Genomic DNA, 24,575 nt, shown 5'->3' with positions numbered 1-24,575 from the left:
ATTTCACGTTGTTGCTTTATTAACAATATTACTTTGCTGATAAGATCCCAACCTGGGATCTATTGAGGATATACCAAAACAGCAAAACAGAACTCTGTTGTAACTGTCTCTCGCTCTGTTGAGGGCCTACAGCGGTTTTCGCTAATTACTGACTTCTTTGTTCGAATCAAATAAGCTGGCTCGCTCCTTTGCTCGCCTGACAAATATAAGTAGTGGCTTTCAGGCCAGTTTGCATGTTGTATTCACTTTCAATGACCTTTCTCACCTTTTCCACCAAATCAGGGGCAACCAGTGCCACCACACAACCACCAAAACCCCCTCCGGTCATACGGACCCCACCCCGCTCTCCGATCACATTTTTTACAATCTCCACCAGCATATCTATTTCATGAACAGTGATTTCAAAATCATTACGCATGGAGATATGGGATTCAGCCATAAGCTGGCTAAGACGGGACAGATCTCCCATCCTTAAAGCATCAACAGCAGCCAGAGTTCGTACATTTTCAGTAATTACATGACGGGCACGTTTGGTGAGCAGAGCATCAAGTTGTTTCTGTTTCACATTGAAATCATCAATAGATACGTCACGCAGTGCTTTAACGCCCAATATGCTAGCGGCCTCTTCACACTGCTGACGACGCGTATTGTATTCGCTGTCTACAAGACCACGCTGTCGATTGGAATTGATAATCATGACAACCCTATTTTCCGGCATCGGAACAACCTGTGTTTCCAGTGATCGGCAATCTATCAGCAGAGCTTGCCCCTCTTCTCCACAAGCTGAAATTAACTGATCCATAATGCCGGATTTGCAACCTACAAATTGGTTTTCTGCCTGTTGTCCAATGACTGCGATTATTTTCTGACTGATGTCAAGCTGATAAAGCGATTTGATGGTCAGCCCGATCACAACTTCCAGTGATGCCGATGAGCTTAAACCAGCACCTTGTGGAATATTGCCACTCACTGCGATATCCATTCCACCAAACGAAAACCCCCTTTGAGCCAGATACATTACTACACCACGGATATAATTTGCCCACATTTTATCTGGCTGAAAGAGGATCGGCTGAGAAAGATCAAATTCGTCACGAGCGTTGTGATAATCAACAGCAATCACCCTGATCAGCGTATCATCTCGCTTGGCCGCGGCCACTACTGTCTGGTAATTAATCGCACAGGGTAAAACAAACCCATCGTTATAATCTGTATGTTCGCCAATTAAATTCACCCGTCCGGGTGCCTGAAAAAAGTGAGTCGGAGAAGAGTGAAAAATTGCATTAAAAGATTCAGTTACATTTTGAATTAATGTCTTCATCACCATGTTCTCCATCAATATGTTATCAGGCACTACAGTTTTTGAAGTGAATATCACTGACCTCCCGCAGCCGTTGAGCCGCTTCTTCCGGTGTCAGATCACGCTGAATTTCAGCCAGCATTTCGTAACCCACCAAAAACTTGCGGACAGTCGCTGAACGCAATAATGGTGGATAAAACAAAGCATGTAACTGCCAGTGCTCAATATCGGTTTGTTTATCAATAAAAAAAGGAGCAAAATGCCAACCCATAGAATAAGGAAAAGAACACTGGAAAAGATTGTCGTATCGACTGGTCAGTTTTTTCATAGCTATCGCCAAATCATCACGCTGTGCTATCGTTAGTTCACTCATACGCCTGATATGGCTTTTCGGCAACAGCATAGTTTCAAACGGCCACACCGCCCAATAAGGTACAACAGCAAGCCAGTGTTCTGTATTCACTACAGTACGTAAACCGTTTTTCTGTTCAGCCTCAACGTAATCCAGCAATAAATTAGAACCATGTTGATAATAATATTGCCTCAGCAATTCATCCTTACGTACCAACTCATTCGGCAGAAAATCACTGGCCCAGATTTGTCCATGAGGATGAGGCTGAGAACATCCCATCATTTCCCCTTTATTCTCAAATACCTGAACCCATATATAGCGCTGCCCAAGTTCTTCAATTTGGTGATCCCATACATCAATAATACGGCGGATATTCGCCAGAGGAAGTTCAGGTAATGTTTTGCTATGGTCTGGTGAAAAACAGATAACACGACATACTCCACTTACTGGTTCACTTATAAATAACGGATTACCAGTCGGAGTCATGGCGGAAATTTCCGGCAATAAGGCAGAATAATCATTCTGAAATACGTAGGTATCTTGATAGTCTGGGTTGATATCCCCTGAAGCGCGAGTGTTATTCGGGCACAAAGAACAGTGCTTATCGTAGCTTGGTCGTGCGGAATGTTGCAACGGCTCATCTATTCCAACCCACGGTCGTTTGAGTCGGTGTGGTGAAACAATGATCCATTGCCCGGTTAAAGGGTTATATCGTCTATGTGGGTAATCAACCGGATTAAATTGCATTTTTGACATAACCAGAACGCTCTTTGTTTCTCACTCAAGCATGTATCAATCCCTGTATTACATGAATCAATGGGCATAAATGCCTTTATGCCCGCTGTACTTGATGCTAATCAGACGTGTTATCCGGCTTTATAACCATTGGGATTCTGTGACTGCCAACGCCACGCATCATTGGTCATTTCTACAATGGTACGACTTGCTTTCCAGCCCAGTTCACGTTCAGCTTTCTCCGGGCTTGACCAGCATTCAGCAATATCGCCCGGACGACGTGAGCAAATTTCATAAGGAACAGACTTACTACATGCCTGACCGAATGCTTCCACCATTTCCAATACACTCGTTCCTTTGCCTGTTCCCAGGTTGTAGATATGCAAACCTGATTTCCTGCCAACTGCATTCAGTGCCGCTATATGTCCATCAGCTAAGTCAATGACATGGATATAATCACGGACGCCTGTTCCATCCGGTGTAGGATAGTCATTACCATAAACAGACAACTTTTCACGACGCCCTACCGCCACTTGAGCAATATACGGCATCAAGTTGTTAGGAATGCCTTGCGGATCTTCCCCCATCGTACCAGAAGGGTGTGCCCCGACCGGGTTGAAATAGCGCAGTAATACCACTGACCAGTCATTTTCCGCATGATGGAAATCAGACAGGCAACGTTCCACCATATATTTACTTGTACCATAAGGATTTGTGGTATTACCCACCGCAGATTGCTCGGTGATGGGCACAATCGCAGGATCGCCATATACAGTTGCCGATGAGCTGAAAATGATGCTTTTCACACCTGCTTTGTGCATGCTACGCACTAAGACCAAAGTCCCATTAACATTATTATCATAATATTCAAGGGGTTTTGCGACTGATTCCCCAACTGCTTTCAAGCCAGCAAAATGGATAACTGACTCAATGGAGTGACGGGAGAAAACAGAATCCAGGAATGCTTCATCACGAATATCACCTTCGTAAAACAGCGGCCTGATACCGGTCAGTGCTTCAATACGGTTCAAAACCTCACAATTAGAATTACACAGATTATCGATAATAACCGGAGTCATTCCCGCTTCAATCATCTGGACACAGGTATGGCTGCCAATATACCCCATTCCACCTGTCACTAATATTTCCACATTTACCTCTTTTTCTATTGCACTGAATAAAATAGCTATATCATCAACATGATAGCATCGCCTTTTAATATTCGGTAAAAGGCCAATTTTGCAAACTACGGCAGATTAACCATATTCCATTTTTTGAGCCAGGTATTTTGTGGACTTACTTCGCAAATAGTAATGAAACCGATTGCACGTTCTTTTACTCACAATAATACTGTTTTGAAATCGATTTCAGAGATATCTCAAAGTAAGAGCATGACAAAAATTCGGGATTACTCAAAATTAGCGAATGATATTCTCAGGGAGGTCGGTGGTCAAAATAACCTCATAATTTTTCTCGCTGTGCAACTAGGTTGAGGTTGATTTTAAAAGATATTCCCAAAAATGCCGCCAATAAAATTAAAAAATTACCCGGCGTTATTACTGTGGTTATCAATAGTGGACAATTTCAGATTGTGATAGGAACTCATGTCGCTGATATTTACACTGCGATAAGTCAGTTGATTAATAAGGATTTACTGAAAGCAGCGCCTAAAGAAAAAAACGGGTTATGTATTAAATAGTCAGATCTCTTATTAAAAATAGTTCTCACGATCAATGAAAGTACCAATCACTTTATCGTGCATTTCCTCTGATTTAGAATACCCTGTCGTTTTTCGATTCAGTCTTTTTATCCGGGTTCGATGGGTTAAATTGTTTCTTTCTATATATTCAATACATGACCCCTTGCCGAAGGTTTACGGCGGTTTTCGCTAAAAACCAAGTATGGCAAAATCAGCCGAAGACCATTTACCAATATTTCCAACGAACAATACCCAAGAACAACAATGAAAGAAATTACTTTTACCCCTGTACAAACGACCGCCATCAATGAACCTTTTTTCACGGACATACAAAGAGGCCAATTATCTGATCATCCTGAAATTCAGGTTATGCTGACTTATTTCGCTCCCAATTTCTATCAGGATAATTTATTTGATAAATATGGCGTTACTTATCCCACACGGTTGCATAATGCTGTCACCAAACGACGGGCAGAATATCTGGCAGCCCGTTACTGTACCCGACGGATATTGAAGGCTATGGGATATCCTGAGTTTCAGGTAGAAACAGCAAAAGATCGTTCCCCTGTCTGGCCTGAAAAAATTTACGGTTCCATCTCTCATTCAACCAATTGTGCTATCGTTTTTGCTGCTTCCGGCGATAAATATCAACTGATAGGCATTGATATTGAAAAAGAAATCAAACAGGATACCATCGACAGTGTTTCAGCCAGCATTATCAATGAAGCGGAGGCTGAATTACTTTCAAAATGTCCCCTTTCTTTTATTCAGGCTTTTACTCTCGTCTTTTCCATTAAAGAGAGCCTTTTTAAGGCGCTCTATCCCCATGTAAAGCGATTTTTCGATTTCCATGCCGCAGAGATTATGGAAATTGACTGTATCCATCGCACCATAACCATCAAATTGCTGCAAACACTATCTGATGAGTATCAAGCTGGTTGCCAGTTCCATGGAAATTTCGTTCTGATGCCACAACAACAGATATTGACCTATATTGTGGGATAAAAATAAGAGATGAAAACCCCGGAAGATTTGACGACGCAACTTGCAAAGCTGCAACTTGCAAGATGAGATGACAAAAATACATGCCAGTTCATAATCTACTGGCATGTTACGTCAATATTATTTGGTTCCAGTATTACTTAATTCTTCCGGTCGCCCGCGCATAAGAGAACAGTCCACCAGCAGCAACAATATTGGCAAGTTCTCCCACAGGGTCAGTCGGATATTGTTCACCACTTTGCAACACAGTCACCGTCTGGTTTTCAATATCAATCTCAATACTGTCTCCCGTGACTAATTTGTCACACAGACGCTCCTGCGCTGCAACAGGTAATAATTCTCCGGTAGAAACACAATTACGGAAGAAAATACGGGCATAAGATTGGGCTAAAACCGCCTTTACGCCAGAAGCACCCAAAGCAGCCACTGCATGTTCACGGGAAGAACCACAACCAAAATTCTGCCCTGCCAGAATAATCGGATATTTTGCTTTTCCTTTTTCTTCATCAATAAAAGGCAACGATCCTTCCGGTAATCCGCACATCGCTAATGAGGCCAATTGCGCATAGCCCTCAGGCGTAGACGGATTTACTTTGATATATTCTCCGGCCAGAATCTGGTCAGTATCAATATTGTCAGCCAATACATAGACCTGACCGCGAATGATATTTTCCTTTCGTTCATTCAAAGCAGCATCATTGATAACAACATCACTCATAAAAATTCTCCCGGATTGGTGATCTGGCCGGTAATCGCTGCCGCAGCAACAGAATAAGGGGAAGCAAGATAGATATTGGCCCGCTTGTGCCCCATTCTGCCGACAAAATTACGGTTGGTGGTGGATATCACCGAGATCGGATCATTTACACGACCAAAGGTATCCGGTGGACCACCGCAGCAGGCGGCACATCCCGATTCAGCAGAAAGTTTCACTCCTGCATCGCTTAAGATTTGATAGACAGACATACCATCAATCTGAGTGGTGATAGTTTTATGGAACACTTCTTTGGTTGCTGGCACAGCATAAGTCGGAATTTTGACTTTATGCCCTTTTATAATACGGGCAGCGGCAACAAAATCTTCCAGTTTGCCACCTGTACAGGAGCCGATATACGCCTGTGAAATCGCAACATTGGCAACCTGTTCAATGGAAACGACATTATCCGGCGAATGGGGTTTGGCAATCTTCGGCTGCATATCAGAAACATCAATATTTAACACCTGGGTATATTGCGCATTCTTATCGGGATAAATGATATCAAAAGGAATATCATTTCTCTCTGCCAGATAATCGAGCGTCGCCTGATTCGGCACCATAATGCCATTTTTAGCGCCACACTCAACGACCATATTACAAATCGTCATACGCTCTTCGACAGATAATTCATCAATGACATTTCCACCAAACTCGATAGCCTGATATGTTGCTCCATCCACAGTTAATTCCGCCAATACCGCCAGGATCATATCTTTAGCCAGCACATGGGCTGGTTTAGTACCGATAAAATTCACCTGAATAGAGCTCGGAACTTTGAGCGGAATTTCTCCCGTCCCTATTGCATAAGCGGCGTCAGTAATACCTAACCCAATCGCAAATGCACCAAAAGCCCCCGCTGTTACCGTGTGGGAATCTGTACCCAGCAGGACTTCTCCGGGACGGGTATGTCCTCCCTCAGCCAGCCCGATATGACAAACCCCTTTATAATTGGGAGTCCCAACATCATAGAAATATTTAATATTCTGCTCAGCGGCAAATTCACGCATCACCCGAATGTTCTGATTAGCCTGTGGATCAGCGGAATAGACAAAATGATCGGGGATCATAATAAAACGGGCAGGATCCCATATCCTGGCATCCTGCCCGAACTCTTTTTTAAACACACTGGCTACACCCGGAGTACAGGGATCGTGAGACATTAAAATATCTACTTTCGCCCAAACCACTTCACCCGGAGTGACATGTTTGCGCCCACTTGCTCGTGCGAGAATTTTTTGTGTTATAGTTTGGTTCATCTCACATTGCCCTCCAAAAGATTTAGACATGCTGAAAAAGAAAAAATTGTAATCCTGATAAGATTACTACTCTTTATTCTGGGGAAATGCCATCATATAGCGCACTGTTTCTATAATGAAACAATCGTTCGTCACATGAAAAATTTCCACCAGGAATATTGGCATTGCTTCGCAGAACCTGTGATATGTTATAGTTTTTCGGAGTAAATCATCAGGTTAATTTATGAATAATATTGAGAATCTTACCTCAATGGTGATCTTTGCCCGTGTAGTGGAGACACTGAGTTTTACCGAAACTGCAAAATCATTAAGGCTGTCCAAGTCTTCTGTCAGCCGTGAAATTACACAGCTAGAGGTAAGACTGGGTACTCAATTACTCAACCGAACCACACGCAAAATCCAGGTGACAGAAGTCGGGATGAATTATTACCAGTACTGCCACCGTATTCTTGATGAAGCCAAAAACGCCGAACGCTTTATCCGCAATTTTCATGAAGAGCCAATGGGTAGCCTGCGTCTGATTGCTCCGGTATCCTTTGGCAGCCAATGCATTGTCCCTGTCCTGAACAATTTTGTCGCCGGGAATATCCATGTCAGTGTTGATCTGGAACTGACAGACAGGGTTATTAATATGCAAGATGATCACTGCGATATAGCCGTTATGATAGGGCGTGAGACACCAAATCATCCACTCGTTATGCCTCTGATTGATATCACCTGGGGGCTTTACGCCACTCCAGACTACATCAGCCAGTTTTCAACGATTGAGAAACCGGAAGATCTCCCCCGCTATGATTACCTGCTCTTCCGTGGCCCCGCACATACTATTTCTCTGCCGTTTAGAAAAGAGAGACATAAATTCGATATTGAAGTACGCAGCCGATTTCGCATCAATAACAGTGTAGCATTGATGAGTTTCTGCGCTGGCAGGTGCCGGTATTGCCTATCTGCCGGATTACATCACCCATGAATCCGTAGCAGCCGGAAAGCTGATACGACTTCTTCCCGAATGGAACATGGATATCTATCAATCCTGGATATTATTTAAATCAGAAGAAACACTCTCTTCACGTGTGCGGCTTTTTGCCAGCGCTTTACAGCATAAGCTGAGACAAGATCTGGAAAATGACAGGCAGTAATAAGCCAAGAAAATTTCTACGAGTACAGCACTGCATCCACAATGCTGTACCCGCAACAAATATCACCCTGTCAGTTCAACAATTATCAGTGATAGTTATCTATCAATAATAGTTACCGTGTCGGTAATCCCAGGTCGTGAAAATATCAGACATCATGACCATAATTTTGTTTACATCCAATCCCTTACGGATCAATACCGGACACGGCGTAATATCACGCTGACCATTTTGTACCGGAACCAATTTGCTGTTTTCATCCACCATTGAAATCATCACACCCTGCTCATAACGGGTTTGTTCAGTTTCATTTGGCTGAATAGATTTAACATAATCATTAGCGGCAATAATCAAATCTGCACGCTCTTCAATACGTTCACCGATACATTCAACCAATCCCCGATTACCTTTACCTGATGGATTAGCTGAGCTGGCAAAAGAGAATTTACCGTATTCTTCCCACAATTCTTTCGCCAGAATTTCGCCGGGTTTGCCGAATTTAATCACGAAACAGCTTGTACCACGATTATCCATCATTAATTCTTTGGAACCATCATCGGGAATGCGTCCTACAGCTTCTTCTTTCCATGGCAAAATACAACCTAGCAATACATCGGCATCCCAATGCTTTTGATAAAGTTCTTCAATTTCCGGGTTAAGCTGAGCCAGCTCTTTCAGTTGTTCCAGAGATCCACACAGTACCACTCCCGGTTTATTGCGATTACGCTGCTTAGCTTCAAATTTACGTTCCAGCCCTTTCGCATCGGAAGTCATGATGATGTAGCCCACTTTAGTTGGACAAACAATCATTCCACCATCATTAGAAAGGATCTCTACCGCTTCCTGCTGTAACCCTTTGTTCCATTGAATTTTTTTACCGCTCATATATTGATACCCTTTGACTTAAAACTGAAGAACGATTAATCCATTAACGCTGGTAGTAACCGGTAATAGTGGCTGTTTCCAGAGTGTTGGCCTGGATCATAAAACGCGCCACCGCGTTTGTTGTTTCTGAATCAATACCCAGTTTCTCTACCGACAAGGCATGCACCGTGAAAATATAGCGATGAGCTTTATCTCCCTCAGGTGGACAAGGCCCGCCAAAGCCGAACACGCCATAATCATTTTTGCTTTGTATCATGCCGTCTGGCTGCTTATTGCCATCATTCCGTCCCGAATCTGCGGGCAAAGTTTGTATTTCCAGCGGAATATCAAAAACAACCCAATGCCAGAAACCGCTGCCCGTTGGTGCATCCGGATCATAGACCGTAATAGCAAAACTTTTTGTTCCGGCTGGAACATCTGTCCAGGCAAGCTCAGGTGAACGATTACCACCATTGGCACCAAATTCGTTAAATTCATGCTCTTTGCGTAAGAAGTCATTATTCTTAAATTCAGTTGAAGTGATTATCATGCTTATCTCCTCATAGAAACGCCTTTGAAAACATCCTAGCGCAGTTTTTTTATGCTGCAAGATTAAGCTGTAGTTTTACCTGATTGTTTCAATTTGGGAACAATAAGTGCGTTTTGGGGTACTTTTTTTATTCATATGGCTGCGGTGACAGTACAGTAAAGGCAGTAAAAAAAGAAAAAGCCCGTTATTAGAACGGGCTTTAAAACAGCGCTTATTTATGGCTGAATATGTTAAACACGCTTTTTCGAAGCCTGTAAATATAACAATTCCAATCCAATTGTCGCTGCTGCCAGCGCGGTAATTTCTGATTGGTCATAGGCAGGGGCAACTTCCACGACATCCATGCCAACGATATTCAAAGGTTGCAGACCACGCAGGATTTTCAACGTACGATCTGAAGTCAGGCCACCGATCACTGGTGTCCCTGTACCGGGTGCAAATGCCGGATCAAGACAATCAATATCAAAGGTCAGATATACAGGCAGATCACCGACAACAGCTTTGACCTGCTCAACAATATCTTCAACGCTACGATCATTAACCTGTCCGGCATCTAATACCGTGAAATCATTATCGGTATCGTGCTCAGTACGAATACCGATTTGTACAGAATGGGCTGGATCGATTAGCCCCTCATTTGGTGCATGGTAAAACATCGTACCGTGATCAAACTTGCCGCCATTCGGGTAGGTATCCGTATGAGCATCAAAATGCACCAGTGCCATTTTACCGAAATGTTTTGCATGGGCACGCAAGAGTGGCAATGTAACAAAGTGGTCACCACCAAAAGAAAGCATCCTCTTGCCTGACGCCAGCACTTTCTCAGCATGAGCCTGCAATTTTTCACTCATATCCTGAGCATCACCAAAATTAAATACCAGATCACCACAATCCATGATATTCAGGCGCTTACGCAGGCTGAAGTTCCATGGCCAACGGCTGCTTTCCCAAGCCAGATTAGTCGATACCTGACGAATGGCAGCGGGCCCGTGGCGACTGCCGGCTCGTCCGGATGTAGCCATATCAAAAGGCACACCGGTAATCACCCATTCTGCATCACTGGAATAAGGCTGGAAATTCAACGGGAAGCGCAGAAAGCCGAAGGCATTTGAAACCAAGGAGTTATCGATTTGGTTTCCTAAGGAACTAATACTCATGATATTTCCTCAAAAGCCCCATGTTTAATTAACACAGAGCTTGATTACGCTAACTTCAAAATAGTCTAAGTTTTAAAATTAATTTAAAAACAATAAATTACTGCCTAAAGAGAACAGATATGTACTTATTCATGTACTAACAGAAAAAGCCCCAAACACTTTAGCCTGGTAACTACTTCTATAATATTAGACATATTTTTTTCTTACCACTATTTTGAGAAAAATTACATTAAATAAACGCTACGATAATCTGAAAGAAAAACGAGGATTTGTTCAGCCGCGGGATAGCGCCGTTGTTTGATAACCTGCCTGAAATGGGTTGACTTGAATTCGATTACATGAAAATCATGGTCTTACTGGGTGAAACCTATAAAAGGAACATTACCCGATCGCTTCTCCAAATCCCATTGAAGCCATTAAATTCACCATGGAACAATCCGGCTTGACAGTTAAAGACTTAGAACCAGCAATTGGTAAGTCTAACCGTGTTTATGAAGCTCTCAATAGTGCACTGAATGTTATCAGCGAGATCATCACTGCCATAACACAAAAAACATTAAAACCAATAAATAGTTATATTAATAATCAGATTTAATAACGACTTCTTCTCCAAATTTTCCTGCTTTTGGCAAAGGTTGATAAGAAGAATTTGATGCTCTCAAAATACGAATGCCACGAATATTTAACTCACGAGCTGCCATAATATCTGCATCCGCATCTCCATAATAAATTTTCAACTTATGTTTTTTTATCCAACTTGCTTTATCATTTTTATTTGGTTCATCCCCTGCAAAAATTACAGTATGCATTTTATCTTCAGGAATATGCAGACCTTTCTGTATATGCTGAGTAATAGATTCTATTTTGGTTTCGGTACGCCCTGTAATAAAATAAATATCATCTCCCCGTTTTATATGCATCTGAAAGAGTTCAATACCGACTTTTTTCGGCATGCTGAATTTATTCCATTCATTATTCATTTTTTCCCAAAACTCTGTTTTTTTCAGATAGTTTTCATTATTAGGTGAATATTCTAACTTTCCTCGATAAAACCCTGGACTAGAAAATATTACTGTATCATCAATATCAAATCCAACAGCCATTGGCGGTTGTCCTTCCAAACTTTTTTTGATCTGTTTAACTGAAACCCAATGTACGGCGTGGCGCAGGGTTAAATCAGCCGAAGTTACTCCAGATTCAACTTGCTCAGGCATAAACTCGTTTGCTTGCACTGTACCATTTAAACCGAAAGCGAGTGTAATCACACCGAATATCAGCGTTACTTTACTCATCATTATTATTGCTCCCTACCTATATTATTCATAACAGTATATTTAATAAATATTAGTATATTAATTAATTTAATATACCAAAGATTACTTCATGAGAAATAAAAACTAATTTACAGAGGATTTAAAAATTAGAAAAGTGAATTAAAAAATCTTTCAATTCTAATTCCCTTCTCTTTAAAAAATAAATATAACTGAATAATTCAGAGGGGAATAGCGTATTAGGAATAAATTCCACACCGATGTTTTTTAGATACCTGGAGCTCAATACTGAACTATTAATTATAGAATAACCAACATCAAAACAAACAAAATCTATAATATGATTAATCTCTGGAACAATCAACATTTGAGTTTTAACTTCATGTTCTTCTCGATATTTCAATAAATTATAAAACAATGGATGATCTTTTATTTCAGAGTGTAGAACCATTTTTTCATTACGAATAATATTATTTAACGAATTATTCCTATTCAATATTTTTTTAGAAAAAATAAACACATCTACTTCATGCCCATATTTTTTACAAGAAATTCGTTCCAACTCATCTTCTATTGGTGGATGAATTGAAATAAAAAGATCCAATTCTCCTGAAAGGAGTTTACTACGATGATCTCCAAAGTTATACCTTTCACTAATAAAATCAATTTGGCCATTTTCAATTATTTTACTTGTTAATATTTTAAATAATTTATTGTAACTATCTGTTCCTACTTTAATCTCTTTTTTTTTAAATCTTGAGAGAAAATTTGATTTAATATTCTCAACATTATCACGTATAGGTAATAAATATTTGTATAAATTTATTCCTTCTTCCGTTAGAGTTACTCCTGTATTAGAACGGTTAAATAGCTTAAATCCCAATACCTCCTCTATATCAGCGATACTTTTACAAAGTGCTGGAGGGCTTATATGAATATTTTTAGAAGCATTTTTGAAAGACCCACATTCTACAACACTCAAAAAATGATTTATTTTCTTTGATAAAATCATAATAATTCCACCAATAAAAAACAAAATATTAACAATAGTGATATGAGGTTATATAAACCATACAAAAATGTCAAGATTATACTTTAGTTCAAAATAGGAAAATTAATAATTCATATCAAAGCAAAAATATACTAATGTTATGGTCATTTTAAGAATACAATTTGTAAAAGGTTACATTAGATAAAATTAAAATCAAAGAAAGAGGTATTTAAAGTTTAATAGTCATCTATGCATTTAAAGTATGACCGGAACCTCTAAAACTGTTGTGATCAATAAAAACTGGTCACTGGTTGATAAAATAACCTGCACTGAGCATTTAATATCACCACGAAGAACACTAGAAAATTAAGTCCCCCTTTAACTTTTAGTTAATAGTGGAAAAAAATTTTTGAATTGATTTTAAGACTGATAGATATCATTTTTAGTCACAACAAAGTTTAATATTTAGTTTAACTGAATAGAAAAGTTATTTTATAAATATACCTAATGGATTTCAAAGTGCATCGTAGCGGAAAAGGAGTAAACCCCAATAAGTTATGAACCATATATAAAACTTTTCATTATGGTAAGCATCTTGAACTATTGTTTAATATTTGGACAAATCATGCATGGCATATTAAAGGAAAATACTATGACTAATACTATTAATACCAATAATAACCCAAAATCAAACAATCTCCCTATCCATGTAGAATGTCATACAGAATGGGGAAAATTACGGCATGTCATTGTCGGTCGTGCAGATCATGCCTGTATTCCTCCACCAGAGCCTGCCTTTATGGCTCGCATCCCAGAAAATTCAGATATGCGCGGTCGTTATGGCCCAAGAAGCCAAGAATCCGTTGATGCTGCCAATGAACAATTGGATGGATTATCTTCGATACTGACTTCACGTGGCATTCGTGTTGATCGACCAACCCCATTAGATTTTAACTCTCCTGTACAGACCCCGGATTTTACCCAAGGCTCTATGTTCGGTTGTCAACCGCCAAGAGACATTCTCATCACTATTGGCCGGGAAATTCTTGAAGCAACAATGAGTTTCAGATCTCGTTTCTTTGAGTATTTGTGTTATCGACCTTTGATTGCGGCTTATATGGAAGAAGATACAACCATGCGGCATGAATCAGCCCCTCGCCCCCGGCTTTCGGATAAGAGTTATCGGCATGGTTATTTATCTGAAAAGATCAGTATGGAAACTCGAAAAGAGTGGGTAATAAAAAAAGAATTCGTCACAACAGAAGAAGAACCCATTTTTGAAGCTGCGGATATTTTCCGATGTGGAAAAGATCTTTTCGTACAGCATGGCTTTACTACAAACATGAAAGGTATTGATTGGTTACGGCGCCATTTTCCTGATTACCGCATTCATGCTGTCAATTTTCCCGGTGATCCTTTCCCAAGCCACATAGACTGTACTCTGTTACCTTTGCGTCCCGGCTTAGTTTTAAATAATCCTGATAGACCGTTACTGTCCGAATTCAGAGAATTATTTAATCGTAATGACTGGCAAATTATCGAAGCAGCACCTCCCGCACATCACCAGTCTCCCCCGTTATGTTATTCAAGTACATGGCTGTCAATGAATATATTGTCACTTGATGAGAAAACTGTGTGTGTAGAAGAAAGTGAAATTCATCAAATAGAGCAACTGGATAAATTAGGATTTGAAGTCATACCTGTGCCTTTCCGCAATGCTTATCCTTTTGGCGGTGGTTTGCACTGTGCCACGACGGATATTTGGCGAGAAGGAAACCTTGATGATTATTTCGCTAAAGAAAGTTCACCGTATTAACACATAACCGTGTTGGCATACAGGGTGAGAGCATGAAAGCTCATTTATTATACATTACTTAATTTGGCTGATTTTGTGAACAATGTGAGATTGGAAACCATCCAGATCAAGCTGATATATTGAACAGTTTGATGTGCATTTTATCAACATTGTTTGTTTAAATTCTATCTGAATGAAATTTAGGCTTTCATGCTCTTACCCTGTGTTAGCATATTGATCATACAAAAACAATGAGTCTTATTTTGACCATTGAAAATGGTGGCCTGAAAATTGGAGAGCTTTCAATGAATAATATAGAACTCAATACAAATTCTTCCAAATATTCACCGAATACCTTTCTCAGTAAAGATGTTCAATATCGCCTTAAAAAAGTGCCTGCCGATTTTCTCGTGGAAGAAGTTCCAAACTTCTATCAGCCCTCAATAGAAAAACAGATCTGGCATTTTCAATTACGCAAAGAAGGAATGACAACCTCTGAAGCAGTTACAAATATTGCCAATATATTAGAAATACCAGAAAGCCATATTGGATATGCGGGATTAAAAGATGAAGATGGAATAACAAGTCAGAGAATATCTATTCAATCTTTATCACAAAATATAATAGATACCAGTGCCATTAATGCGCATTTGGATATGGCATCAGGTAAATGGCTTTCATTGCATGAGGTTGGTTGTTTTGAACAAAATATCAAGATTGGCCAACTCGTGGGTAATAGCTTTCGAATTGTCATACGTAACTTAGATAAGCCTATTGCACACGCCTTGGCAAAACAGACATTCCATAACCATGCTTTTATTAACTACTATGACACACAAAGATTCGGTGTACCTGGAGGGCCATCTACAACTCATCTTATTGGGCAAGCTTTTCATCACAGCAAATGGGAAAAAGCCTTGTCATTGATATGCCAATCGGCATCACCAGAAGCACAAACAGCCAAAAAATGGCAAGGTAAAGCTGAACATTTTTTCCATCAATTAGATCCCAGACGGCTCTCTTTTTATTATGCTTCTTATGGCTCTTACCAATGGAACAACCTCGTCGCCCTATTGTAGAAAAAATTGCATTATGGTTTTCTGAAGCCGAAATTGGCCTCCTGATTGGGGAGGTTGTCTGCGTATTTTACACTCTGATGATTCACAAGATATTTATCGTGAAATCCCGCCTGAACTGAATACGTCAGTGATCCTACAACGTTCAGATCAATCATGGCATATGGTAAGGTTCTGTCGCATTAAGGTGAAGTTAGCTAAGATAGCTGCTTTTACTGTGTGGTCTCATCATGTCTTTAATCCGCAACGCCTTCAAGCGTCTCCATTATCCGACTGATATTATGGCTCAGTGTGTTCGTTGGTACTTAGCTTATGCCTTGAGCTTACGTAATCTCGAAGAGATGATGGCTGAACGCGGTATTGACGTCGATCATTCAACGTTGCACCGTTGGGTAACTCGCTTAGTTCCGTTATTGGATAACGCCTTCCGGCGGCACAAACGTCCCGTGGGTCGTCGGTGGCGCATGGATGAAACCTACATCAAAATCAAAGGGCAATGGAAATACCTCTATCGTGCCGTTGATACCGGCGGACAAACAATTGATTTCCTACTGACTGCCAATCGCGATGCTGCCGCAGCACTGCGCTTTTTTCGCAAAGCTATTCGCCATCACGGCGAACCTGAAATGGTGACGATCGACAAAAGTAGCGCTAACACAGCAGCCTTGGAAGCGCTTAATAGGGGTAAACCTGAAGAAGAAGCCATTGTGGTGCGACAAAATAAATACCTCAATAATTTAATCGAGCAAGATCATCGCAATATCAAACGACGAATACGTTCGATGCTCGGGTTTAAATCGTTTCGTCGGACCCAAACGCTGTTAGCGGGCATTGAAATTGTATCCATGTTACGCAAAGGACAATATTTTCAACCAACAGGAAAGCCCTTATCACCGGCAGCCATGTTTTATCATTTAGTTGCCTAAATAATCAGCAATCCACGTTTATTAAAACTTGTTTCGTTAATGCGACAGAACCGCTTGAAAGGTAAAACACCTTATAGGAGGACTGTAAAAAAAACTAATATAAAAATGCTCTGTCAGTCCAAGTCAAAACAGATTTGTATCCGCACAATAATTATCAAACATTATTACAGCAATCCCTTACTTTGAAATATACGTTGAGAAATTTCATGTACCACTTGTTCTTTTCTCTTATTATAGTCCATTACCTGTTTAACATTATTTTTAGCAGTTATCTTCGCAGCTATATATCGTTCACAATCTTCAGGATGTTCTCTGAGCCAATCACGAAACCAAATATGTCGGATATGTTCAGGGCAATCAAGGCCAAAAACATGAAGATTAACTCTGGGTTTTGCCAAGCGAAGGCATCGATGTTGATAAAAACTCGGTTCACGAACCGTTAATTCATAACCAAGCCGCTCTAATGCCGGTACATATTTTTCTTCTTGAGTTGGATCTTCCACAATAAGATCAATATCAATAACAGGTTTGGCAACCATCCCAGCAACTGCCGTTGACCCAACGTGCTCAATATTCAAAACAACGTTGCCAAGTGTTTCTTTGATAACCGAAGAAAGTTGTTGCCATGTAGCTACCCATTCAGGATTGTATTCTACAACGTCAATCACCTCTTCAGCAGGTTTACCATGTACCCAGGGATTTTCATTAGGATCAGGCTCAGGGAAGAAGATAATATCTTTAGTATTTATCACTAACTCGCTCCTTATTTCTTTGTTAAATTTGCCTACTAATTTTGTGTTCGAACTTATCGCAAAAAAAGTTCACAGAAAGAGTGCTACTTCACATAGTAATTAAATAAAATAGCCATCCAAAATCAAATAATTATTTAAAATCCATGATTAAGAATGGCTATTAATGAAGGCTAGTGACTAATCAGAATTATTCATCTTCCAAGTAAGTGTAACCATACAAACCACTTTCAAACTCTTGCAGGAATTGCTCTTGCAAATTTTTACTTAAATCAGTCGATTTCACTTGATCACGAAAACGAGTCAATAGCACTTGTGGCTCCAGTTTCACATATTGAAGCATATTGGCTACCGTATCCCCCTCTTCACTCTGCTGATAAGTGACTTCACCGTTTTCTGAAACATAAACATCAATGGCCGCTGTATCACCAAACAGGTTATGCATATTGCCCAGAATTTCCTGATATGCCCCGACCATGAAGAAACCAATCAATGGCGGGTTTTCCGGATCGTAAGCTGGCATTGGCATTGTTGTTGCTACACCGTCGCCATCAACATAATGATCAATAATACCATCAGAGTCACAAGTAATATCCAGCAATACAGCACGACGATCCAATGGCTTATCCAGCCCCTCAAGTGGCAGGACGGGGAACAGTTGATCGATTCCCCAAGCATCAGGCATAGACTGGAACAGGGAAAAATTCACATAGAATTTATCCGCCATGCGCTCCTGTAATTCATCAATAATCGGCCGATGAGCACGGTTACTTGGATCAAGATCCTGCTGAATATGACGGCAGATATTCAAATATAATTCCTCTGCCCAGGCTCTTTCAGAAAGGCTTAATATCCCGTGCGCATATTGGGTATGAACATCGTGCAGGTCAAACTGACTGTCATGCAACCATTCTCGCAAAGAACGCTTATAGCCTCCCTCCTGCATCTCCAGCCATGTATCCCATAAACTTGTCAGAGGACGAGCCGCATCTTCTGCGGGTGGCGTTGTATCGGTGAACTCATTACGTTCAACCCCAATAACATTGGAGATCAAAACAGTATGGTGAGCCGTCAATGCACGACCGGATTCAGTGATCACGGTTGGATGTGGCAAATCATGTTCCTCACAGGCATCACCAATGCCCCAAATGACATTGTTCGCATATTCATTCAGGCCGTAGTTAACAGAACATTCTGACTGGGAACGCGTACCTTCATAATCAACGCCCAGTCCTCCGCCAACATCAAAACACTGAATGTTAACACCCAGTTTATGCAGTTCGACATAAAAATGGGCGGATTCACGCACGCCTGTTGCCACATCCCGGATATTCGCAAGCTGAGAACCCAGATGGAAATGCAGCAGCTGTAAGCTATCCAGTTTTCCGGCCGCACGGAGGGTTTCAACCAATTGCAGCACTTGTGCCGCTGCCAGACCAAACTTAGATTTCTCACCGCCACTGGACTGCCATTTACCTGCTCCCTGTGAAGCAAGGCGTGCCCGCACTCCAAGACGGGGAATGACATTAATACGCTCCGCTTCTTCCAGCACCATTTCTATTTCGGACATTTTTTCGATAACCAGATACACCTTGTGTCCCAGTTTTTCACCGATCAGTGCCAGACGAATATATTCACGATCTTTATAGCCATTACAGACGATGACAGTCCTCGTCATGCCTGCATGAGCTAACACGGCCATCAGTTCAGCTTTGGAGCCCGCTTCCAACCCAACAGGCTCGCCAGAATTTGCCAACGATTCGATCACACGGCGTTGTTGGTTTACCTTAATCGGATAAACCAGAAAATAATCACCTTTATAACCATAAGATTCACGTGCACGTTTAAATGCAGCATTAATAGAACGCAAACGGTGTTGCAGGATCTGAGGAAAACAAAACAATGCAGGCAACCGTAACTGTTTTTTTTCTTCCTGAACTTTTCTTACCAGATCGACAAGCTCAACTTGTGCTTCCGGCAAATCAGGATTTGGACAAACACTGACATTACCCAGATCATTGACGTAGTAATAGTTGCCGCCCCAATATGCAATATTGTAGGTCTGTCGCATTTTACATGCGATATTATCATTCATGGCAGTCTCCTTCATGGAGTAGAGGTTTGCCTTCACCTGGAGTCAATAACCCAAGACGCTATTTATTGTGCGTATCTTGCGCATTAATAAATGTCAGGGAACAGCATGCTCTTAAATTATAGAAACGTTTAGAGGGAACTAAACAATATGTATTTACTGTTTGGCAATATGACTTCTGTGCGAAATTACCCGTCTGCCTGAACGCTTCAGATAACATCGGGTTGAATTCACATCGATAAGAGAGGAACAAGATGTCGATACATCAATGGCATAATGTGGCTGTTGGTCGTTAACAATCAGCAGATAATGGCTCATAACCCCATTCACCCCACATGGCTTATCATCACGAAATCCGTTTCTCAATTGAGAAGCAGAACACGCATAAACGCACCCTGCAAACGCCCATAACTTGAAGTGCAAAAACCTATCAGTTACGGGCGCTGTTTATACCTGTAATCCTGCAAAATTGCAAAACGAAATTTATTTATACTTAACAGAGTTAGATAGATTTAATCGATAGATTTCGCATCTAAAGAAGACAGAGAAGAAACCTAAAATGTCATACTATGAAAGATATTTAAAACTAAAAAAACTGGTATATTTGGCGATAGTAACTTAGACTAGCCGTCTAGATGGTAAAACATCCACCCTTAAACCGAAATTATATTTAAGGTATCGAAATATAATGACTACACACCTTTTTACTTCTGAATCCGTTTCAGAAGGTCATCCGGATAAAATTGCTGACCAGATTTCCGACGCCGTTCTTGATGCGATCTTAGAACAAGATCCCAAGGCTCGTGTAGCTTGTGAAACTTATGTGAAAACCGGTATGGTTATGGTTGGTGGTGAAATTACCACCAGCGCCTGGGTTGATATTGAAGAAATTACCCGCAATACCGTACGCGAAATTGGCTATACCAGCTCAGACATGGGTTTTGATGCTAATTCTTGTGCAGTAATTAGTGCGATTGGCAAACAGTCACCTGATATCAATCAGGGAGTTGACCGGGCTGATCCTCTGGAGCAAGGAGCAGGTGATCAGGGATTGATGTTTGGTTATGCAACCAACGAAACCGATGTATTGATGCCAGCACCTATTACATATGCTCATCGTCTGGTTGAGCGTCAGGCTCATGTACGTAAAAACAAAACGCTGCCGTGGTTACGTCCCGATGCCAAAAGTCAGGTTACATTCCAATACGACAACGGTAAAATTGTCGGTATTGATGCAGTCGTGCTCTCTACTCAGCACTCTGAAGAAATTGGCCAGAAAGAGCTGCATGAAGCAGTTATGGATGAGATCATCAAGCCTGTATTGCCGGCTGAATGGCTCACTCCGATGACTAAATATTTCATTAACCCAACAGGCCGTTTCGTTATCGGAGGCCCAATGGGTGACTGTGGTCTGACAGGTCGTAAGATCATTGTAGATACCTACGGTGGTATGGCTCGTCACGGTGGTGGAGCGTTCTCAGGTAAAGATCCATCTAAAGTTGACCGTTCTGCGGCTTATGCTGCACGTTACGTGGCTAAAAATATTGTCGCGGCAGGTCTGGCTGATCGCTGTGAGATCCAGGTGTCTTATGCTATCGGTGTTGCTGAACCAACTTCCATCATGGTTGAAACGTTCGGAACTGAAAAAGTACCAACATCAACACTGATCCAATTGGTACGCGAATTCTTTGATCTGCGTCCTTACGGCCTGATCAAGATGTTGGATCTGTTGCATCCTATCTATAGCGATACCGCGGCATACGGTCATTTTGGTCGTGAGCAGTTCCCGTGGGAAGCGACAGATAAAGCCACGATCCTACGTGATGCAGCAGGGTTGAAATAACCTCTGCTACGCCTAAAAAGCCCGCCTATATCAGCGGGCTTTTTAGTATTAACCCATATAACCATACATATTCGTTTTCGTTAGCTAATTTACTATATTATATAATTATTGCTGTTATGAAATTCGTTAAGGTTCCGCTTCCTCTCCAGCAAGCAGTCATGCGTACTTTGCGGCAAAAAATAGTTCAGGCAAGTGATTTCCTTGAACAAACCTTTCCCGAACCCACTGTGACCTATCAACAACGGGGGACAACTGCGGGAAGTGCACGTCTACAGGATTGGGAAATTCGCCTTAACCCAATTCTGCTCATTGAAAATCAACAATCATTTATTGATGAAGTGATCCCCCACGAACTGGCTCATTTATTGGTTTACCATCAGTTTGGCAAAGTAGCACCTCATGGCAGGGAGTGGCGTTATATCATGGAAACTGTGTTTAAAGTACCAGCCAATCGAACACACCAATTTTCAGTCCAATCCGTTTGTAGTAAGACATTCATCTATTCTTGCCACTGCCAACAGCATGAACTCACTATCAGGCAGCACAATAAAGTGATCAGGGGAAAAAGTTGCTATGTTTGCCGGCAATGCGGAAAGCGATTAACTCTATTGGAAGATCATAAGTAACGGTAACAGAATGCCCCAAAATCAGGGCACTTCGTTTAAGAAATCAGTAGTTATAATTGAGCGCACTCAATAAGGTTTGCAACTTGAAAAATGACGGGCATATGATGGTGTTCATTTGTTAATAGCACTTTTATTCGTATTCGACTTAATTCTTTCCGCTTCGCTAATAACCTGATCTGCTGTTTTTCCATTCAGTGATTGATAAAATTTCTGTTCCAGCTTTTCCATATCTCCATATTTGATACTTCCATGCTTGTTATTTTTAAATAACTCATCAAAATCGATGTTATTAAGCATGACAATATTCAATGAATCATCAAATTTTAATTTTTTATCTTCAGATAAAGTATCCCTTATTTTTTCGATGGATGTTTTTACTGCCATTTCATTTGTACCGTCAATCTTAAGTTGATTATCACACCCTGCTAATGTAAAACTTAACAAACAAACTAATAACAAATTTTTCATAATCATCCCCGCCAATGATCGGTAGTATAATAATAGCAGAGTGCTGAAAAAATAAATCATCTTAACTAAAAAAATCATCATTAAATATGAACATATTGACAAATTGTTTATTTATTATCTTGTATCATTAAGCTGTTTATCGTCATTTAAACTACTCCTTCGGTAACTTTTTGAAAAAGATCGCAAAAATAGACCACACAAACTGTAATCATATATCAATAATAATTCTCAAAATTTATTCCGTATGTTTATTATTTTATTATAAAAATCAATTATCCCCCCTTATTTATTGATACAAGATTTTTATATTTAAATCCGAATTTAAGAATTAATCCAATAATACTCTTTGAGCAGATGGTTTAGCATACCCAAAAATCAAAGTACCTGGAGAATATGATGAAGAAATTACATGATATCGCAAAAGAACTATTACCCGCTAAGTCTTATAAGATGCTGATTGGTGGTGAATGGGTAGATAGTGTTTCAAAAGAAACAATGAAAAGCTATAACCCGGCAACTGGAGAATTACTGACTGAATATGCGGCGGGAAATGCTCAGGATGTTGAACTTGCCGTTCAGGCAGCAACCCAAGCCTTACCCGCCTGGAGCAAAACTTCAGCGGCAGAAAGACAATCCATCTTGTTGAAAATTGCTGACTTATTGGAAGCAGAAGCAGAACGCTTTATCACCCTTGAAACATTAGATGGTGGTAAGACACAAGCTTTATGCCGCAATTTTGACATTCCTTTTGCTATCGATCATTTCCGTTATTTTGCAGGTGTGATCCGCTCTCACTCTGATGCAATGGATGTCATTGATGATGATAACCTGAGTCTGGTGATCAGAGAGCCAATCGGTGTAATCGGGCAAATCATTCCCTGGAACTTCCCACTGCTGATGGCAGCCTGGAAACTTGCTCCTGCCTTAGCTGCGGGTAATACCGTGGTTATCAACCCTGCCAGCCTGACTCCCATTAGTTTGCTGGAATTAGGACGTATCATAAATCAAGTTCTTCCAGCGGGCGTTGTCAATATTGTCACAGGTCGTGGTTCTGTTGTCGGTCAGGCAATTCTTGATCATGAAAGTATTGACAAAGTAGCCTTTACAGGCTCAACAGAAGTCGGTTACAACGTTGCAGCCGCCGCCGCTAAGAGACTTATTCCGGCCACACTGGAGCTAGGAGGAAAATCAGCCAATATCATTTTCCCTGATGCCAATATGAAAAAAGCTGTCAAATATGCAGCTAACGCTATTTTGCTGAATCAGGGACAGGCTTGTGAATCTGGTGCACGTCTATTCCTGCATAAAGATATCTATGATTCATTCCTGCAATCGTTGAAAACTGTCTTCGAATCTGTTCAAGTCGGCGATCCAATGGATCCTGCAACTGAAATGGGCTGTCAGGTCAGCAAAGAGCAAATGAATACGATCCTGAGTTATATTGATCTTGCTGAACAGGAAGGAGCAACCATCCTTACTGGTGGTAAGCGTATAACAGGAACAGGATATGATGATGGATTCTTTGTTCAGCCAACAATTCTCACTAATGTGACCAATGATATGCGTGTGGCACAGGAAGAAATCTTCGGGCCAGTTCTCTGTGTTATTCCATTCAGTGATGAAGACGAAGTCGTGGAGATGGCTAATGATTCAGAATATGGTCTGGCTGGTGCGGTCTGGACACAGGATATTAATCGCGCTCTGCGTGTCGCTAAGGCTGTGAAGACTGGCCGTATGTGGATCAATACTTATCATGAACTTCCTGCCCACGCACCATTTGGTGGTTATAAAAAATCAGGGCTTGGGAGAGAAACACATAAAATGATTTTGGATGCTTATACTCAGGTTAAAAATATCTATATCAGCACCAAAGAATAATCATTTTAAAATAAAATCATCCCGAAAAATAATCGCCACCTTTAAGGTGGCG

22 protein-coding genes and 4 pseudogenes are annotated in these 24,575 nt (G+C 40.8%); 11 read left to right on the top strand and 15 right to left on the bottom strand.

Annotation, left to right across the window (positions count from 1 at the left end):
• Positions 1-166: 166 nt before the first annotated feature.
• The 3 genes from galK to galE form a co-directional block, all read right to left on the bottom strand.
• Positions 167-1,321 carry a galactokinase gene (gene galK / locus BDD26_RS10375; protein WP_115826492.1) on the bottom strand — a complete coding sequence of 385 codons (1,155 nt, stop codon included), beginning with the start codon at positions 1,319-1,321 and terminating at the stop codon, positions 167-169.
• A 25-nt stretch (positions 1,322-1,346) separates the two neighbouring features.
• Entirely contained in the window at positions 1,347-2,408 is a 1,062-nt protein-coding gene (locus BDD26_RS10370) for a UDP-glucose--hexose-1-phosphate uridylyltransferase (protein ID WP_115826491.1), read from the bottom strand.
• A 110-nt stretch (positions 2,409-2,518) separates the two neighbouring features.
• Positions 2,519-3,538, bottom strand: a complete 1,020-nt coding sequence (galE, locus tag BDD26_RS10365; RefSeq protein WP_115826490.1) for a UDP-glucose 4-epimerase GalE — start codon at positions 3,536-3,538, stop codon at positions 2,519-2,521.
• 344 nt (positions 3,539-3,882) lie between these two features.
• Here galE and BDD26_RS10360 point away from each other — a divergent pair, with 344 nt between their 5' ends.
• Positions 3,883-4,086, top strand: a complete 204-nt coding sequence (locus tag BDD26_RS10360; protein WP_244922711.1) for a hypothetical protein — start codon at positions 3,883-3,885, stop codon at positions 4,084-4,086.
• Between the two features lie 12 nt (positions 4,087-4,098).
• Here BDD26_RS10360 and BDD26_RS10355 read toward each other — a convergent pair.
• Positions 4,099-4,230: pseudogene (locus BDD26_RS10355) on the bottom strand (IS1 family transposase); the annotation flags it as partial.
• A 120-nt stretch (positions 4,231-4,350) separates the two neighbouring features.
• Here BDD26_RS10355 and BDD26_RS10350 point away from each other — a divergent pair.
• The gene (locus tag BDD26_RS10350) at positions 4,351-5,091 is read left to right on the top strand and encodes a 4'-phosphopantetheinyl transferase family protein (protein WP_038260154.1); all 741 of its coding nucleotides are present in this window, start codon (positions 4,351-4,353) and stop codon (positions 5,089-5,091) included.
• Positions 5,092-5,224: 133 nt separating this feature from the next.
• On the opposite strand, the gene BDD26_RS10345 is transcribed toward BDD26_RS10350, so the two are convergent.
• Together BDD26_RS10345 and BDD26_RS10340 are read right to left on the bottom strand one after the other, a co-directional pair.
• On the bottom strand, positions 5,225-5,806 hold the full coding sequence (locus tag BDD26_RS10345; RefSeq protein WP_244922710.1) for a LeuD/DmdB family oxidoreductase small subunit: 582 nt from the start codon (positions 5,804-5,806) through the stop codon (positions 5,225-5,227).
• Positions 5,803-7,101, bottom strand: coding sequence for a 3-isopropylmalate dehydratase large subunit (locus BDD26_RS10340; RefSeq protein WP_115826489.1), 1,299 nt, complete (start codon positions 7,099-7,101; stop codon positions 5,803-5,805). Before BDD26_RS10340 ends, BDD26_RS10345 begins: the two co-directional genes overlap by 4 nt.
• A 223-nt stretch (positions 7,102-7,324) precedes the next feature.
• On the opposite strand from BDD26_RS10340, the pseudogene BDD26_RS10335 reads away from it, so the two are divergent.
• A pseudogene (locus BDD26_RS10335) lies at positions 7,325-8,240 on the top strand (LysR family transcriptional regulator).
• Positions 8,241-8,342: 102 nt separating this feature from the next.
• Here BDD26_RS10335 and BDD26_RS10330 read toward each other — a convergent pair.
• The 3 genes from BDD26_RS10330 to speB form a co-directional block, all read right to left on the bottom strand.
• On the bottom strand, positions 8,343-9,122 hold the full coding sequence (locus BDD26_RS10330) for an L-threonylcarbamoyladenylate synthase (protein WP_038260150.1): 780 nt from the start codon (positions 9,120-9,122) through the stop codon (positions 8,343-8,345).
• Positions 9,123-9,165: 43 nt separating this feature from the next.
• The gene (locus BDD26_RS10325; RefSeq protein ID WP_038260148.1) at positions 9,166-9,651 is read right to left on the bottom strand and encodes a YbhB/YbcL family Raf kinase inhibitor-like protein; all 486 of its coding nucleotides are present in this window, start codon (positions 9,649-9,651) and stop codon (positions 9,166-9,168) included.
• Positions 9,652-9,881: 230 nt separating this feature from the next.
• Positions 9,882-10,808, bottom strand: coding sequence for an agmatinase (speB, locus tag BDD26_RS10320; RefSeq protein ID WP_038260147.1), 927 nt, complete (start codon positions 10,806-10,808; stop codon positions 9,882-9,884).
• Between the two features lie 269 nt (positions 10,809-11,077).
• Here speB and BDD26_RS20155 point away from each other — a divergent pair.
• A pseudogene (locus BDD26_RS20155) lies at positions 11,078-11,403 on the top strand (helix-turn-helix domain-containing protein).
• Here the strand turns inward: BDD26_RS20155 and aphA are convergent.
• Both aphA and BDD26_RS10305 read right to left on the bottom strand, forming a co-directional pair.
• Entirely contained in the window at positions 11,387-12,100 is a 714-nt protein-coding gene (gene aphA / locus BDD26_RS10310) for an acid phosphatase AphA (RefSeq protein ID WP_115827537.1), read from the bottom strand. The pseudogene BDD26_RS20155 and the gene aphA sit on opposite strands and share 17 nt — an antisense overlap.
• 121 nt (positions 12,101-12,221) lie before the next feature.
• Positions 12,222-13,091, bottom strand: coding sequence for a LysR family transcriptional regulator (locus tag BDD26_RS10305; RefSeq protein ID WP_038260145.1), 870 nt, complete (start codon positions 13,089-13,091; stop codon positions 12,222-12,224).
• 631 nt (positions 13,092-13,722) lie between these two features.
• Between BDD26_RS10305 and BDD26_RS10300 the strand changes: the two genes are divergently transcribed.
• From BDD26_RS10300 to BDD26_RS10285, 4 genes and pseudogenes are all read left to right on the top strand, one after another.
• Positions 13,723-14,886: a serine/threonine protein kinase gene (locus BDD26_RS10300; protein ID WP_115826488.1), complete on the top strand. Its 1,164-nt coding sequence runs from the start codon at positions 13,723-13,725 to the stop codon at positions 14,884-14,886.
• A 242-nt stretch (positions 14,887-15,128) separates the two neighbouring features.
• Positions 15,129-15,944, top strand: coding sequence for a tRNA pseudouridine(13) synthase TruD (gene truD, locus BDD26_RS10295; RefSeq protein WP_170140395.1), 816 nt, complete (start codon positions 15,129-15,131; stop codon positions 15,942-15,944).
• Positions 15,945-15,984: 40 nt separating this feature from the next.
• Positions 15,985-16,218 (top strand): annotated as a pseudogene (locus BDD26_RS20825) (hypothetical protein); the annotation flags it as partial.
• Positions 16,172-16,867, top strand: a complete 696-nt coding sequence (locus BDD26_RS10285; RefSeq protein WP_099119578.1) for an IS6 family transposase — start codon at positions 16,172-16,174, stop codon at positions 16,865-16,867. The pseudogene BDD26_RS20825 and the gene BDD26_RS10285, both read left to right, overlap by 47 nt.
• A gap of 164 nt (positions 16,868-17,031) precedes the next feature.
• Here BDD26_RS10285 and BDD26_RS10280 read toward each other — a convergent pair whose 3' ends face one another.
• The 3 genes from BDD26_RS10280 to BDD26_RS19545 form a co-directional block, all read right to left on the bottom strand.
• Complete coding sequence (locus BDD26_RS10280) at positions 17,032-17,619, bottom strand: GrpB family protein (RefSeq protein WP_115826485.1); 588 nt, start codon at positions 17,617-17,619, stop codon at positions 17,032-17,034.
• A gap of 187 nt (positions 17,620-17,806) precedes the next feature.
• On the bottom strand, positions 17,807-19,711 hold the full coding sequence (speA, locus tag BDD26_RS10275; RefSeq protein WP_115826484.1) for a biosynthetic arginine decarboxylase: 1,905 nt from the start codon (positions 19,709-19,711) through the stop codon (positions 17,807-17,809).
• A gap of 153 nt (positions 19,712-19,864) precedes the next feature.
• Positions 19,865-20,026, bottom strand: coding sequence for a hypothetical protein (locus BDD26_RS19545; protein WP_156933300.1), 162 nt, complete (start codon positions 20,024-20,026; stop codon positions 19,865-19,867).
• A 370-nt stretch (positions 20,027-20,396) separates the two neighbouring features.
• Here BDD26_RS19545 and metK point away from each other — a divergent pair, with 370 nt between their 5' ends.
• Positions 20,397-21,551 (top strand): methionine adenosyltransferase, encoded by a 1,155-nt coding sequence (gene metK, locus BDD26_RS10270; RefSeq protein ID WP_038259303.1) that lies wholly within the window; start codon positions 20,397-20,399, stop codon positions 21,549-21,551.
• A gap of 116 nt (positions 21,552-21,667) precedes the next feature.
• Positions 21,668-22,177 carry a SprT family zinc-dependent metalloprotease gene (locus BDD26_RS10265; protein ID WP_069202291.1) on the top strand — a complete coding sequence of 170 codons (510 nt, stop codon included), beginning with the start codon at positions 21,668-21,670 and terminating at the stop codon, positions 22,175-22,177.
• 111 nt (positions 22,178-22,288) lie between these two features.
• On the opposite strand, the gene BDD26_RS10260 is transcribed toward BDD26_RS10265, so the two are convergent.
• Positions 22,289-22,645 (bottom strand): DUF6694 family lipoprotein, encoded by a 357-nt coding sequence (locus tag BDD26_RS10260; protein WP_115827536.1) that lies wholly within the window; start codon positions 22,643-22,645, stop codon positions 22,289-22,291.
• A 396-nt stretch (positions 22,646-23,041) separates the two neighbouring features.
• On the opposite strand from BDD26_RS10260, the gene BDD26_RS10255 reads away from it, so the two are divergent.
• The gene (locus tag BDD26_RS10255; RefSeq protein ID WP_038259299.1) at positions 23,042-24,523 is read left to right on the top strand and encodes an aldehyde dehydrogenase family protein; all 1,482 of its coding nucleotides are present in this window, start codon (positions 23,042-23,044) and stop codon (positions 24,521-24,523) included.
• Positions 24,524-24,575: the final 52 nt, after the last annotated feature.

It is taken from the genome of Xenorhabdus cabanillasii, assembly GCF_003386665.1.
In the GTDB taxonomy this organism is placed as follows: domain Bacteria; phylum Pseudomonadota; class Gammaproteobacteria; order Enterobacterales; family Enterobacteriaceae; genus Xenorhabdus; species Xenorhabdus cabanillasii.
The sequence above is the reverse complement of the archived record's forward strand: the minus strand, read 5'-3'. Positions and strand labels throughout refer to the sequence as shown.

Bases quoted from the DNA above. Each gene is read 5' to 3' on its own strand.
- BDD26_RS10340 (WP_115826489.1), bottom strand. From the start codon at position 7,101: ATGAACCAAACTATAACACAAAAAATTCTCGCACGAGCAAGTGGGCGC.
- BDD26_RS19545 (WP_156933300.1), bottom strand. From the start codon at position 20,026: ATGAGCCATTATCTGCTGATTGTTAACGACCAACAGCCACATTATGCC.
- BDD26_RS10330 (WP_038260150.1), bottom strand. From the start codon at position 9,122: ATGAGCGGTAAAAAAATTCAATGGAACAAAGGGTTACAGCAGGAAGCG.
- BDD26_RS10345 (WP_244922710.1), bottom strand. From the start codon at position 5,806: ATGAGTGATGTTGTTATCAATGATGCTGCTTTGAATGAACGAAAGGAA.
- BDD26_RS10265 (WP_069202291.1), top strand. From the start codon at position 21,668: ATGAAATTCGTTAAGGTTCCGCTTCCTCTCCAGCAAGCAGTCATGCGT.
- BDD26_RS10260 (WP_115827536.1), bottom strand. From the start codon at position 22,645: ATGAAAAATTTGTTATTAGTTTGTTTGTTAAGTTTTACATTAGCAGGG.
- metK (WP_038259303.1), top strand. From the start codon at position 20,397: ATGACTACACACCTTTTTACTTCTGAATCCGTTTCAGAAGGTCATCCG.
- BDD26_RS10350 (WP_038260154.1), top strand. From the start codon at position 4,351: ATGAAAGAAATTACTTTTACCCCTGTACAAACGACCGCCATCAATGAA.
- BDD26_RS10370 (WP_115826491.1), bottom strand. From the start codon at position 2,408: ATGTCAAAAATGCAATTTAATCCGGTTGATTACCCACATAGACGATAT.
- BDD26_RS10255 (WP_038259299.1), top strand. From the start codon at position 23,042: ATGAAGAAATTACATGATATCGCAAAAGAACTATTACCCGCTAAGTCT.
- aphA (WP_115827537.1), bottom strand. From the start codon at position 12,100: ATGAGTAAAGTAACGCTGATATTCGGTGTGATTACACTCGCTTTCGGT.
- BDD26_RS10325 (WP_038260148.1), bottom strand. From the start codon at position 9,651: ATGATAATCACTTCAACTGAATTTAAGAATAATGACTTCTTACGCAAA.
- BDD26_RS10305 (WP_038260145.1), bottom strand. From the start codon at position 13,091: ATGATTTTATCAAAGAAAATAAATCATTTTTTGAGTGTTGTAGAATGT.
- galK (WP_115826492.1), bottom strand. From the start codon at position 1,321: ATGAAGACATTAATTCAAAATGTAACTGAATCTTTTAATGCAATTTTT.
- speA (WP_115826484.1), bottom strand. From the start codon at position 19,711: ATGAATGATAATATCGCATGTAAAATGCGACAGACCTACAATATTGCA.
- BDD26_RS10300 (WP_115826488.1), top strand. From the start codon at position 13,723: ATGACTAATACTATTAATACCAATAATAACCCAAAATCAAACAATCTC.
- speB (WP_038260147.1), bottom strand. From the start codon at position 10,808: ATGAGTATTAGTTCCTTAGGAAACCAAATCGATAACTCCTTGGTTTCA.
- BDD26_RS10285 (WP_099119578.1), top strand. From the start codon at position 16,172: ATGTCTTTAATCCGCAACGCCTTCAAGCGTCTCCATTATCCGACTGAT.